Origin of the sequence: Anabaenopsis elenkinii CCIBt3563, from assembly GCF_015245355.1 — a bacterium.
GTDB lineage: Bacteria > Cyanobacteriota > Cyanobacteriia > Cyanobacteriales > Nostocaceae > Anabaenopsis > Anabaenopsis elenkinii.
The window spans coordinates 3,394,203-3,407,445 of the sequence record NZ_CP063311.1 but is presented as its reverse complement, the minus strand read 5'-3'; the positions used below and the strand labels follow the sequence as shown (position 1 = coordinate 3,407,445).

The following is a 13,243-nucleotide window of genomic DNA, read 5'->3' as shown; positions in this document are numbered from 1 at the left end:
CCGACATACACTGGCTTTTTTTTGTCACTTTCGGTCACTCTGTGTAAGTCAAAATTTAGTTTTAAGTACGGAAGGAAAAAGTAATTTATGCCACAGATTCAAAAGAAAGTATACTTAATTACTCAAGAGCAGCGTGATGCCTTACTCAACTATCTGTTAAATCGTCCATATCGCGAGGTAGCAGCTGGAGTTGAGTTTCTCAAAAATGCACCCAATACTATGATTAATCTACAAGTACCCGATGACCAATTAGAAACTATATCGGGGGAAACACAACCGGAATCTCAAATCAAGGCACAAGGGGAAGAAGCAATAGCAATTGCTAACGCTCCTTTAGAAGAATCACCTGTTTTTATGTAAAATTTACTGGTCGGGAAAATTCTACATAGAATTTTCCCGAATCTCAACAGATAGTTACGAGAAACCTGAAATTTAATTTGTGATTGACTTAGCAATTGTTCCTAGTTGCAAACCAGGGGGATAGCTACCATCTTGCTTAATACGCTTAATTTCCGCTTCGGGAATGGGTAAATTTAACTTTTGTGCTAACTCTCGCACAATATCTCCCCGGTCAATGATACCTGCTACTGTACCAGCTGGGGAAAGCACAGTAATTCGCGGTAACTGCTGATTTTCTAGCTGGTTAATTGTCTGAGCTAAAAAAGTGGATTCAGCCACGGTGGGTATTTCTGTTAAGGGATGAACTATACTCTCTAGGGTTCGGTTTTCCCACTCACTTCTTTCTACTAGACGTAAGTCATCAATACTAACCATACCCCGATAACGCCCATCAGCCACAGCAAAGTAGATATTGGGGGCGTTGCTATCCAACAAGTAAGCATCAGCAAAATTACGTAAACTTTGGTCAGCATTAACTACGCGAAAATCACGAGTCATAGCATCCCTGGCTACTAAATTCAGCAAAGTTTCTTGTAAGGTAGTTACACGATCATAGCTGTTAGCATTACGAACAGCAAACCAACCAATTAAAACAATCCACAAGCCAGTAATTAACTCCCTAGTAAAAAAGTCCACAGCAAATCCCAAGGCGATCGCACTGTAACCTAAAATTTGCCCAGCCTTTGCAGCCCAGTGTACAGCTTGAAAGCGGTTCCCTGTAATTTGCCACAGTGCGGCCTTTAAGACCTGTCCCCCATCCAGAGGTAAACCGGGAATCAGGTTAAATAGGGCGACAACTAAATTAATCCTCGCCAAATCTCTAACCATAGCTGACACCGCTCCGGTTGCAGGTGTGATATTTGTAGCTAGACTAAACAGTAAAAATAGGGAGATACTTACCAACGGTCCAGCGATCGCCACCTGAAACGCCTCAGCGGGGGTTTTTGATTCCTCTTCTATGGAGGCAATACCGCCAAAGAGAAATAGAGTAATAGAATTAACTTTAATACCTTGCGATCTGGCTGCCAAGCTGTGACCCAACTCATGTAACAATACTGAAGCAAACAGCAATAGTGCCATCACTATCCCCGCACTCCAAGCAATGGTAGTACCCCATTGCTGGTAAGCAAGACTAAAGTTAAGGGTAGCTAACCCCAAAATTATAAACCAGAGTGGATCTAAAAATAAGGGAATGCCAAATAAAGAGCCGATTTTCCAACCTTGCATGATCTTGTCCTAGTTGAGTGTTCACTGATGACCGTCAACCGCCAGCAGTTAACCGTCAACATATTTGTCTGTGTGATGAGCGACAACCAGACACCCTACTTCTAGGTTGACATATAACCTACCCCCAGTTATTGCTACTGGGGGTAGGGATTTCCGCAGTGTGATATCCGATTGATCTAGATTGCCAATACTTGGGGATAATGTGGACAGAAACAAAATTAAATAATACCCAATTAAATAATACCCAGATTAGTCAATCCCAAAACCGCAGCCACACCGATGATATGACCAGCACTCATAGCCGCCAAGAAGCAGCCAATACTGGGATTATTGAAGAGTCCTGATAAAGGTAAAGGCATTTTCTGACCCACCTGTGGGTAACTAATAGTACGGGGAATAATTAAAAGACATAATAGACAACTGCCAATAATAATAGCAGTACCAATCCAATTCCATGTAGTACCAGTGTTGGGAACCGTCACTTGAACTGTTAATAACGTGAATAACATTGATGAGATCATGTTTTTTCTCAGGAATGAACAAACTGATGTAGCTATAGTCCACCTGAAGAAGTTTCTCCATCCTCCCTCAAAGGTTAGAGGATGTTTTAAAAGTTATGATTAATCTATCAAATATTGTTTGACCCCACCCTAACCCTCCCCTTGTAAGGGGAGGGGACTTGATTTTATTGTTTTTTGTGTGTCCCCCATTCCCTGCTCCCTGTTCCCTGCTCCCTAAGATAAAAATTACCTGTTAAAAACTGATCAAACAACCCCTTAGATTAGTATTGATCCTTTAGCTCAAATTCATATGCGCGTCAAAATTTGTGGCATTACTCAACCACAACAGTCTGTAGCGATCGCTTCCCTAGGTGCAACCGCACTAGGATTTATCTGTGTACCCACATCCCCCCGCTACGTTACTTCAAAAGAAATTCAGGCGGCGGTGGCGGAATTACCGGCCAATATTGACAAAATTGGGGTTTTTGCCAACGCCAGCATTACCGAAATTATGGAGATAGTCAACAGTTCTGGATTGACTGGTGTACAATTACACGGAGATGAAACCCCAGAATTTTGCTGTGTCTTACGTCAAAGTTTGCCCAAGATAGAAATCATCAAAGCCCTTAGAGTTCGCACCCTAGAGAACCTGATAGTAACAGCCCCGCAAAAAATTAAACTTACAGACTATGTAGACACATTACTACTAGATGCCTATCATCCCCAGCAATTAGGAGGGACTGGAAAAACCTTAGACTGGGAAATGTTAAAAAAATTTCGTCCTAGTTGTCCTTGGTTATTAGCTGGGGGATTAACCCCAGATAATATACTAGCCGCCTTAAATCAACTCCAACCCGATGGTATAGATTTATCTAGCGGTGTAGAAATTAAACCAGGAGATAAAGATTTAAACAAAGTAGGGCTGCTATTTGAGAAATTGGGGACTTTAAAGAGTCCCAGCACTAGGCATCACAGTTAACTCTTCAATAACAGCGTGCTGTGGTAGTAAGGCTGTGTACAAAATTGACTGGGCAACAATTTCTGGCGTTAACATTTTTGTCCGGTCAAAATCAGACTGAACGGTGTCTGTATCCCACAATTCCGTATTCACAGCACCGGGGCAAATAGCAGTGACCCGAATACCATGGCTGCGTTCTTCTTGTCCTAGGGTTTGACTCAAGGCTAGTAAGCCAGCCTTACTAACGCTATAAGCTCCCCAACCGGGAAAAGCTTGCTTTCCGGCGATGGAAGCGACGTTAATAATTATACCTTGTTTTGTTTGTCTCATCCCTGGCAAGATAGCCATACAGCATTCAAATACACTGGTGAGGTTCAAGTTAATGACTTGCTGCCAATCTGCTAAGGGAGTTTGACTTAAGTTACCTGTGTATGCTATACCGGCATTGTTGACTAAGATATCTATGCCGCCAAAATCAAGGGCGATGTCTTGAATTGCTGCTTTGACTTGAGACACATTAGCCAAATCCACAGGGTAAGCCTTGGCTGCTACTCCTGTATCCCTAGCTGCTGCTGCTACTATCTCCAACTTGTCTAAAGAACGGCTGACTAAGGCGACATCAATTCCCGCCTGGGCAAAGGCTAATGCCGTTGCTTTGCCAATTCCACTGCTGGCCCCAGTAATCAGGGCGCGTCGTTTTTCCAGACTCATGGTTTCTCCAAATTTTTACCCAGCCAACTCTGGAAATATAACTAACTGCTAATTGTCGCCCTCAGAGGGTATATTTTTGCCCGTCTAGTCCTTTCCCAGCAAAACGTGATGACTCAGTGACAGACAAACTCACAGCCAAATCCATTTGATTTGCTAAAAATACAAAAACCTATGGCTGTTGAGATTTTTAACCATCTTTAGGTAGCCATAGGTATTATAGCATTGCTATGAGCAATGGGGTGATTTTCTGGTGGTATCAGTGGACAGATTCAGTAAAAACACCAATTTTGCGGAATTTTTCATAGCGCAGTTGTCGGCGTTCTTGAGATGTTAAGCGGTTGAGATCGTCCAAATTATCTAATAAGCTTTGCTTCAGAGTTCTGGCTGCTTCCAGGGGATCGGAATGAGCGCCACCAATGGGTTCAGGTAATATCTCGTCGATGATCCCCAAGTTTTTCAGGTCGTGAGAAGTGATTTTCAAAGCCACAGCTGCTTGGGGGGATTTACCAGCATCCTTCCACAGAATCGCGGCGCAGGCTTCTGGGGTAGCAACGGTATAAACAGCGTGTTCAAACATCATCAGGCGATCGCCCACGCCAATACCTAGAGCACCACCAGATCCGCCTTCGCCGATAACTGTGCAGATAATGGGCACATCAAAGCAAAACATTTCCCGTAAATTATAGGCGATCGCTTCTCCTTGACCTTGATGTTCGGCTTCGATACCTGCCCAAGCCCCCGGGGTGTCAATAAAAGTTATAATTGGCATCCCGAACTTGTGAGCGTGTTCCATCAAGCGCAGGGCTTTGCGGTAACCACCGGGGGAAGCCATACCGAAATTCCTGGCCACATTATCCTTAGTATCGCGGCCTTTTTGATGACCTAACATCACCACTGGTTGTCCGCCCAAACGACCTACACCACCAACTAAAGCCGGATCGTCACCACCGCAGCGATCGCCATGTAACTCCATCCACTCATCACTGATGGACTGGATATAGTCAAGTGTACTAGGGCGACGAGGATGACGAGCAACTTGCAGACGTTGGGAAGGTGATAAATTACTAAAAATTTCTTCCCGTAGTTGCATAGCCCGTGTTTCTAATTTGCGAATTTCACCAGAAACATCAACGCCATTTTCTGCTGCCAGTTGCCGAATCTGATCAATTCGGTTTGCCAGTTCTGCTAGTGGCTTTTCAAAATCTAACAGTAGTGGTTTGCGATCGGTAGTTGGCATCTTACAAATTAAGAGTTTAGAGTGTTAATTCTCCCCGTCCTTCAGGGCGGAGCATAAGCTGGGGGGATGTAGGGGAATGACTATAGGCATTTATTCCAAATCACTAGTTAACGACTAGTGACTCAACTAGCAGGGGTCTAAATCCGTGTTTGATAGATGCTTGACCAATCTGCTCCATTTTGTCTACGGTAATCTGATTACGCCCCCAAGAAAAGTTCGTGTACAACTTCTCAAATTCAAGCAGCATTGATTCAGCAAAGCAAGCGAACAATTGCCGTGCTGGAACATCCATATTGACTATTTTCATGATTTTCCAGTCAATATCAAGAGAATGTTCCACAATGCCACCGTTGAGTACATGTACCCCTGGCTGCTGAATTTTAGTCGCTAAATTTTTCGGGTAGCCACCGTCAATGAGTAAACAAGGGCGCTTTAAGACTTGAAAATCAATTTCCAGACCTTTGGGCATACTGGCGACCCAAACAACAATATCAGCTTGGGGGAGGGCTTCATCCAAAGCCATAATTTTCCCTCGCCCCACTTCCTCTTGTAACCCTGTCAGGCGTTCATGATTACGGGCGATGAGCAACAGTTCCTTGACATCTGTTTTGAGATTGAGCCAGCGTGTCACCGCGCTCCCAATATCTCCAGTGGCGCCACATATAGCAACAGTGGCTTTCGACAAATCAATTCCTATTTGTTTTGAGGCTTGTTCCACCTGGCGACAAATGACATAGGCGGTGTGAGTATTCCCGGTGGTGAAGCGTTCAAACTCTAGTTTGATGTTGCGGACTTGCCTAAACTGCTCCAATTTAAAGTTTTCAAAAATAATTGAGGAAAATCCCCCCAAGGCAGTAATATTTATGCCATGCTTCTGAGCATGAGCCATGGCGTTGAGAATTTTGCGTGTTGCTGCCTTGATGCGGCGATTAGCCAGCATTTCCGGCAAAAAACAAGATTCTACATACCTTCCTTGAATTGTCTGCCCAGTCACACTGGTAACTGTGATTTCATCCACAATTTGGGGTGGGGCGCTGCACCAAAAATCTAGCCCTTGATCGGCATATTCTGGGTAACCCAATTCTTTGGCTACCGCTTGGGCGTGTTCTAAACTAGTCAAATGTCCAATTAGACCAAACATGTATTGATGTATTAGGCGTATGCTTTGTCGAAAGCGTTGAATAAGTGGGCAAGAACTAAATACCAAGCAATTTGTAATATTACCTTTTGGTTTTTTCCTGCGGAAACCCTAGGCTAACGTAAATACTCAGCCTACTAAAATACCAGGGGAAGATAATTCTTAATTAAGAAAATCTTACTCTATTTTGGTTTCCCGGTAAGCCGTGGTAGGATTCTGGTTTCAAATTGATATAACTCTTAGACAGGGGGAACAAAGCGTAAGATCCTGGATGGCAAAACTAGGCAGTGGTCAATTCCCGCGGGTATTTTCAATCGAGAATTTTGGCTGCCCGTTGACAGTTATTAAGCGGCTGTGAGTCCATAGGCAGACATACGCATGATGTCTCTAGTTGTGAAGCCAATGTTACTCAATGCTTCACCGTACTGAATCATGAAGTCTTCTACTAACGCTTCTTTTTCCATTGCTAAAACCTGGGCATCATCTTCTACTTGGTTGAGCATTTTCCAAACCAGGGGTAGATTTTGCCGGTTAGCTGCTTCTAATTCCGCTTTAGATTCAGTAAAGTTTTCTTTCAACCACACCTCTCCAAAGTTGAGATGACTATACTCATCTTTTACTACACCCTCAGTGATTTTACGGGCAAAGTCATCAGCTACGGGAATGTAGATGTTGTATGCTGCGATCGCAAAGCATTCAATAATCAAAGACTGAATCAGCAAGCAAGTCACCACTTTACCCTCCGCTGCGGCTGCTTGGAAATTCCCATGGAGTTGAGCGAAGAACTCCCGAGCAAACTGCATATTTGGTGTAACTTTTAGATTCCGCCCACAAGCTTCAAAACCCTTTTTGTGGCGATTTTCCATTTTAGATAAACGAATGAGTTCATCTTTAAAGTCTGGGAGCATTTGAGCCAATGTGATGTAATTTTCATAAGCTTCTTGTTCCCCCTCAATGACAATAGCATTGATGCGACTGTAAGCATCTTTGTATTCTTCGCTGTGGAAATCAATCTCTAACTCGGCTGTCAGTTGTTGCATGGTGTGTTTACTCCGGTAAAATTGAATCATTTGATACAAAAATTTGATTTTCCCTGATAAATTTAGGGTAATCATAGCTATGCTTTAATTTAACTTAACAAGTCACTATGTTATAGATTAACTCTTACTGGGGACGATGCTCTAATACTAGAAAACAAAGCTGGGATGCATAACTGATGCCTAAACCAAACTGGAACCTCAAATCTGGCAATTTTTTGCGCCTAGGAGTGCTGCTATTGGGGGCCTTGATTGTCCTATTACCCTTGCTCGTGGTGTTCCTCACGTCTTTCGCACCTCCAGGAGCTACTGTAGAAGTTTCAGCCCAAACTAACTGGTCTTTGGATAATTACCGCGATGCCTGGCAGCGAGGCCAATTTTTACTAGCATTTGCTAATTCTACCTTAGTAGCGATCGCTGTGACAGCCTTTCAGATGGTAACTTCTGCCTTAGCGGGTTACGCCTTGGCGAGATTAAAATTTCGCGGTAAACAAGCGCTGTTACTGGTTGTTTTGGCCACTTTGGTAATTCCGTTTCAATTATTGGTGATTCCCATCTTCTTAGTTTTAAAGTGGGGACACCTGATTAACACTTACGGGGCGCTGATTTTACCAACTGCTGTTAATGGCTTTGGGATTTTCCTATTACGTCAGTATTTCCAAACAATTCCCCTAGAGTTGGAAGAAGCAGCAAGCATAGACGGAGCCAACCGACTGCAAATTTTGTGGCGAGTCATGTTACCTTTAGCCCGTCCAGCCTTAGTGACCCTATTTCTGTTTACTTTTATTGCGGAATGGAACGATTTGTTTAAACCCTTGGTATTTACAACCAGGCCGGAATTGAGAACAGTGCAATTAGCCTTAGCAGAGTTTCAAGAACAATACACAAATAATTGGCCTTTGATGATGGCTGCGGTGACTATAGCCACTGTACCGGTAATGGTCTTATTCCTCATTGGTCAGCGTCAATTCATCCGCGGTATAGCCACCACAGGGATTAAGAATTAAGTCCGGGGAGTTCTAATTAGTTTCCTGGATTTGCAGGCGGATAGTGTGTTGAGTAGCACCACTCAGTTGCAGTTCCATCACTTCACCACCCAGAGGTTCGATGGAAGTCAGGAGCGATCGCAGATGGGGTGTACTAGCACCAGTATCTACATATAACCGGTCTGCCAAGTTAGCGATGCGTTTCCAGGTCATGTATAACTTGGCGATGGTTTGTTCTATTTGTGATGCTTGATTAACCAAATCCGCGGCTATACTTAAACAGCCGATTCTTTGGGCTTCTTCCAGGGCGGTTTCAATGTCAATATCTGCCTGGGTAAGTGCTTGAACTTGGGCGGCTCCTTTAAGATACTTAGCCAGGTGACGGGCTTCTGAAGTTACCTGTTTGAGGGTATCAACATCTGGGTTAGTGGCAATTTCTGCTTGAATAACCCGCTGGTGTGATTCTGGTAATTTTTCCATTTCCTTGACCAGGGGGGCAATGTAGCGCGCCGGAAGGGAGTTTTCGGCTGCTTTTACCTTCACTGGTTCTGGTAGTAATTCTGAGGACATGGAGGTCCATTCGTCTGTGAGTTGGCGCACTTCTCGCCTGGTGATTTGGTCACCTTTTTGCGCCGCTTGACTCACCATCTGCTGAACTTCTGGGACAGCCTTAGAGGTTTCGATAAATGCGCGTTTGCTAAAGTTATTCACTGATTTAGGGTCTAATTTTCCCTCTTCCAGGAGAGTATCAGCACTGTTAGCCAGCTGAATCCAGGCGTATGCTTGACTTTTACTAATTTCCCGTTCTTTGAGCCATTTGAGAAATCCCGTACCTCGTCCGTCCCCACCTTTTTTCTCTCGGTCACGGATAGCCCGTAAAATTCGCCCCCGCCAGATTTCTGTTTGCAGGTCAAAGCGATCGCATACCTGCCAAGCTACATCTAGCTGTTGTTGAAATTCTGAGTCTAATATTTCTTCATCTTCTGGGTCAGGTAGTTGAAAGCTGAGGTCGGCTGGTTGTTGCAAAGCCGCAGCTAGGTCGTTGATAGATTCGGTATTTTGCACAGTTGATAGGTAACTAGTGTATGCGATAGCGAAGGGCTGCTGCAAGCAGATGGGCTTAATTATTACATACTTTTTGCAACTCACCACACTACCTTAAATACAGAAAACTTACTGGTCAAACAAATCACCGAGATATTAGCGCCGCGATGGTTTACCCAGGGTAGGGGGGAGCAATGTTTGATCAAACTAGAGTTGATTACCGGATTTAGCGGTAATTTTCTCTAATAGATGACTAATTTGTTGTGCTCTTTGGGGTTGACGTTGCTTTTGTAATAAAGCTTGTGCTTGTTGTAAATTGATTTTTGCGGACTCTGGCTGATTTGCATCCATGAAAACATTTGCTAAACGCAAATAGGCATCTGGATTTTTAGGACTGCTACGAATCACCTCTTGATATAATTCTGTTGCTTGTTGGATATTGCCTTGCTGCTTGAAAATATCTCCCAAGAGTAAGCGCACCACATCATTAGTAGAGTTGAGAGAAATCACCCGCTCAAAAGCGGCTTTTGCGCCCTCATAGTCTTGTTGTTGATAAAGATTTACCCCTTTTTGGAAAGCATTAGCAGTAATTAAGGTTTTACCAGAGAAATAAGTGAGGATGAGGATAGCCACAACAACTGAGGCGATCGCCAGGATATCAGGTATGGTGAAAGTTTCTAACATAGGTTTATCCTAAAAGACAGGCAACCGGGAACATGATATATTCCAGATAAAATAGTTTCCAGATGAATTGGTAGAATTGGGCGATCGCAGTTTGATCTTGTAAGTCTACGGCTAAACTGCGCATCCACATTACCACCAGGACTACTAGATGACTAACCACTAAAAATACTGGGTTAATGGGGGTAAAACCCATGACACCAACTAAAATCACACCCAAATAGCAAAAAGTTAGCACCCATAGTGCCAAATTAAATACTGCTTGTGAACCGAGTGCAATAGTAAAAGTAGTGATATTGTAAAGGCGATCGCCTTCTATATCAGGGATATCTTTAAAGATAGCGATGGCAAAGGTAAACACCAAAATAAAGATTGTCAGCAGCCAAACTGTCCAGGGAATCCCTGGTTTTTGTTCTAATGCTGCATTAAAATGCAAAAATAGCCCCAAATTGACAATAGTTCCCCGCACTGAAAAAATACATAGTGCTGCCCAGAAGGGGAAACGCTTCAAGCGAATTGGTGGTAAAGAATAAGCCGTACCAATTACCAAACTCAGAGCCACCATTCCCAATAAAAACGGACCAGTGAGCCAAGCTATAACTAGGGACAAAATGCCCATAATGATGACAATTGTTTGACCTTGCTGGCGAGAGAATTCCCCAGATGCTAGGGGTAAATCAGGTTTATTAATCTTGTCAATTTCCACATCTTGGAGTTGATTCAAACCCACAATATAAACATTGCCACATAAACAGGCAATCCACGCACCCAGAACAGAAATAAGTTGCACCAAAGAAAAACCCACAGAGGAGATAGCAACCGCAATCAAATACAAGCCCCACACACTCAAACTTGTGCCAATAATTGTGTGTGGGCGGGAAAACTTCCAAAAGGAATAAGCCCAGTTATGGGTAAAATTAGCAGAATTAGTAGAAATTTGACTCATGAAAGTTATAGATAAAGGAATGGGAAATGAGAATTTTCCCCTTACTTATTACCGGATAACAAGCCAAAGCGAATCAAGCCACGCTGATAACCATCACGCATTAATCCCAGTGATAATGCGCCTTGAATAGTTGTCCAACCAGAAGTAAGTAAGCCAAAAATGGCCTGGGGGGTGAAGGCCGAATCAATGACCATATTCCAAAATGGAGCCACGGCGGTTGACCAATCAGCTGTGTGAACATGGTTTAATGGTAGTTGACGGGCGATCGCCTCATATTCTGGTAAAGAAATCACGTAAGGTAGACAATAGACGCGATAAATATCTTGTAAATGCTTTTGTTCATCTGCTGTCAATGGTGCATTCTGGGTGGGACGATGACACCAAGTGACTAGAATCAGCTTACCACCAGGTTTCAAAACGCGGTAGCACTCTTGCAAAAACTGAGTTTTATCCGGCATATGTTCACCACTTTCTAATGACCATACCAAGTCAAAAGAATCGTCGGGAAAAGGCATTGCTTGGGCGTCTGCGACTTGAAATTGGGTTCTCCCACTCAAACCGGCATCTTGGGCGCGTTCCTTGGCTCTAGCGGCTTGTACGGGACTTAATGTAATTCCCGTAGCTTGGGCATTAAACTTCCCTGCTAAGTAAAGAGAACTACCGCCAATACCACAACCTACATCGAGAATATTTTCTGCGGTTTGCACCCGGGACCAGTTGAGGACTTCTTCGATTAAATCAATTTGAGCTTGTCGGCGGTTTTTTTGTTGCTTACCATCTACCCCGTAGTAGCCATGGTGCATATGTTCGCCCCAAATCTGTTCCCACAGACCAGAGGAAGCATCATAAAATTGCTGTATTTTGTGGTAAAGAGTTTCACTCATGATCAAAGCAGTGTGACAACAATGCCGAATTTAGATAAGTATACTGGTAGGCTACCATGTGTGTTTTGATTTGGGTTAGTTTGTTGGTTTTTTCTGGGGGGCTGTTAATTGATGTCTAGTCTCCAGAAGAATTAGAAGGTATTTATGTTTTTATGACGGTTTCTCGCACAGTTTGCTTAGGATTTTTAGCTGTTATCATCGTCGGGACTATCCTGCTGATGATGCCTTTTTCTACTAGCAGTGGTACTTGGAATGACCCGATTGTGGCGCTATTTACTGCGACTTCCGCCGTTTGCGTCACCGGTTTGGCTGTAGTTGATACTGGTAGGGATTTTTCTTTTTGGGGTCAGTTGTGTATTCTGCTGTTAGCCCAAATTGGTGGGTTGGGGTATATGACAACTACCACCTTTTTAATTATGTTGGTGGGGCGGAAATTTAACCTGCGGCAAAAAATCGCCATCCAACGGACTTTAGATCGACCGGGGATGAGTGGTAGCGCCCAAGTTATCCGCTCAATTATTGCCACAACGATGATTTTTGAAATCACAGGCATTTTCTTACTTATACCGGCATTTGTTCCCGATTATGGTTGGAATCAGGGAATTTGGCTGGCTGTTTTTCATAGTATTTCGGCTTGGAATAATGCGGGTTTTAGTTTATTCCCGGACAGCTTAGTGGGATATCAGTCATCTTTGTTAGTAGTGTTTACAATTACAATGTTGGTAATTTTTGGCGGGATTGGTTATCAGGTCATTTTAGAAATGTATCTTTGGGTACGCGATCGCCTGCTAAGAAAACCAACCAACTTAATATTTTCTCTAGATTTTAAAGTAGCTTCTAGCACAACTGTAATTCTTTTATTCCTGGGAACAATTGGCTTTTTTGCCATAGAAATAAAAAATACAGCAACATTAGGTTCAGTTAATTTACCGGCGCAGTTACTATCAGCTTGGTTCCAATCTGTCACTACTAGAACGGCTGGTTTTAATACGATTGAGATTAGCCAAATGACATCGGCTGGTTTGTTTATTACCATTGCATTGATGTTAATTGGTGCTAGTCCTGGCGGGACAGGAGGCGGTATCAAAACTACAACTTTGAGGGTTCTCACCAGCTGCACTAAATCAATTCTTCAAGGCAAGGAAGAGGTTTTATTATATGAACGTAAAATAGCAATATCTTTAATTTTAAAAGCTGTTGGTGTTTTAGTTGGTTCTGTAGGTATGCTGGTGTTATCCACCACCTTAATTTCTCTAACAGACCCCACATTAAGTTTTATTGAACTTTTGTTTGAGGTTGTATCAGCCTTTGCCACTGTGGGGCTGTCTACAGGTATCACTAGTACCGTGTCAGTACCAGCAAAGCTGATTCTAATTGTCACAATGTACGTAGGACGAGTGGGTGTGTTATTGCTGATGGCTGCTATATTGGGAGACCCGCGCCCCAGTAGGATACACTATCCTGAAGAAAATCTCCTAGTAGGATAAGGGCGGCG

At 43.3% G+C, this 13,243-nt stretch carries 14 protein-coding genes; 4 read left to right on the top strand and 10 right to left on the bottom strand.

Going from position 1 to position 13,243, the window contains the following annotated elements; translation table 11 throughout:
- Nucleotides 1–87 precede the first annotated feature (87 nt).
- Nucleotides 88–360, top strand: coding sequence for a hypothetical protein (locus tag IM676_RS14825; protein WP_200987603.1), 273 nt, complete (start codon nt 88–90; stop codon nt 358–360).
- A 72-nt stretch (nt 361–432) separates the two neighbouring features.
- Here IM676_RS14825 and IM676_RS14820 read toward each other — a convergent pair whose 3' ends face one another.
- The gene (locus IM676_RS14820; RefSeq protein ID WP_404799799.1) at nt 433–1,626 is read right to left on the bottom strand and encodes a site-2 protease family protein; all 1,194 of its coding nucleotides are present in this window, start codon (nt 1,624–1,626) and stop codon (nt 433–435) included.
- A gap of 233 nt (nt 1,627–1,859) precedes the next feature.
- On the bottom strand, nt 1,860–2,135 hold the full coding sequence (gene psaK, locus IM676_RS14815; protein ID WP_263973142.1) for a photosystem I reaction center subunit PsaK: 276 nt from the start codon (nt 2,133–2,135) through the stop codon (nt 1,860–1,862).
- A 301-nt stretch (nt 2,136–2,436) separates the two neighbouring features.
- Between psaK and IM676_RS14810 the strand changes: the two genes are divergently transcribed.
- A complete protein-coding gene (locus IM676_RS14810; RefSeq protein WP_200987601.1) occupies nt 2,437–3,105 on the top strand; it encodes a phosphoribosylanthranilate isomerase in 669 nt (222 codons plus the stop codon).
- Here the strand turns inward: IM676_RS14810 and IM676_RS14805 are convergent.
- The 4 genes from IM676_RS14805 to IM676_RS14790 form a co-directional block, all read right to left on the bottom strand.
- The gene (locus tag IM676_RS14805) at nt 3,073–3,795 is read right to left on the bottom strand and encodes an SDR family oxidoreductase (RefSeq protein ID WP_200987600.1); all 723 of its coding nucleotides are present in this window, start codon (nt 3,793–3,795) and stop codon (nt 3,073–3,075) included. The genes IM676_RS14810 and IM676_RS14805 overlap by 33 nt on opposite strands.
- 256 nt (nt 3,796–4,051) lie before the next feature.
- Entirely contained in the window at nt 4,052–5,032 is a 981-nt protein-coding gene (locus IM676_RS14800) for an acetyl-CoA carboxylase carboxyltransferase subunit alpha (RefSeq protein ID WP_200987599.1), read from the bottom strand.
- A gap of 103 nt (nt 5,033–5,135) precedes the next feature.
- Nucleotides 5,136–6,173, bottom strand: a complete 1,038-nt coding sequence (locus tag IM676_RS14795; RefSeq protein WP_200987598.1) for a long-chain acyl-[acyl-carrier-protein] reductase — start codon at nt 6,171–6,173, stop codon at nt 5,136–5,138.
- A gap of 341 nt (nt 6,174–6,514) precedes the next feature.
- On the bottom strand, nt 6,515–7,210 hold the full coding sequence (locus IM676_RS14790) for an aldehyde oxygenase (deformylating) (RefSeq protein WP_200987597.1): 696 nt from the start codon (nt 7,208–7,210) through the stop codon (nt 6,515–6,517).
- Between the two features lie 176 nt (nt 7,211–7,386).
- On the opposite strand from IM676_RS14790, the gene IM676_RS14785 reads away from it, so the two are divergent.
- Nucleotides 7,387–8,214, top strand: a complete 828-nt coding sequence (locus IM676_RS14785) for a carbohydrate ABC transporter permease (RefSeq protein ID WP_200987596.1) — start codon at nt 7,387–7,389, stop codon at nt 8,212–8,214.
- 12 nt (nt 8,215–8,226) lie between these two features.
- On the opposite strand, the gene IM676_RS14780 is transcribed toward IM676_RS14785, so the two are convergent.
- From IM676_RS14780 to IM676_RS14765, 4 genes are all read right to left on the bottom strand, one after another.
- Nucleotides 8,227–9,258 carry a hypothetical protein gene (locus IM676_RS14780; RefSeq protein WP_200987595.1) on the bottom strand — a complete coding sequence of 344 codons (1,032 nt, stop codon included), beginning with the start codon at nt 9,256–9,258 and terminating at the stop codon, nt 8,227–8,229.
- A 186-nt stretch (nt 9,259–9,444) separates the two neighbouring features.
- Nucleotides 9,445–9,921, bottom strand: a complete 477-nt coding sequence (locus tag IM676_RS14775) for a tetratricopeptide repeat protein (RefSeq protein ID WP_200987594.1) — start codon at nt 9,919–9,921, stop codon at nt 9,445–9,447.
- A 4-nt stretch (nt 9,922–9,925) separates the two neighbouring features.
- The gene (locus IM676_RS14770) at nt 9,926–10,864 is read right to left on the bottom strand and encodes a homogentisate phytyltransferase (protein ID WP_200987593.1); all 939 of its coding nucleotides are present in this window, start codon (nt 10,862–10,864) and stop codon (nt 9,926–9,928) included.
- A 41-nt stretch (nt 10,865–10,905) separates the two neighbouring features.
- Nucleotides 10,906–11,748 carry a methyltransferase domain-containing protein gene (locus IM676_RS14765; protein WP_200987592.1) on the bottom strand — a complete coding sequence of 281 codons (843 nt, stop codon included), beginning with the start codon at nt 11,746–11,748 and terminating at the stop codon, nt 10,906–10,908.
- Nucleotides 11,749–11,900: 152 nt separating this feature from the next.
- On the opposite strand from IM676_RS14765, the gene IM676_RS14760 reads away from it, so the two are divergent.
- Complete coding sequence (locus IM676_RS14760; protein WP_200987591.1) at nt 11,901–13,235, top strand: TrkH family potassium uptake protein; 1,335 nt, start codon at nt 11,901–11,903, stop codon at nt 13,233–13,235.
- Nucleotides 13,236–13,243: the final 8 nt, after the last annotated feature.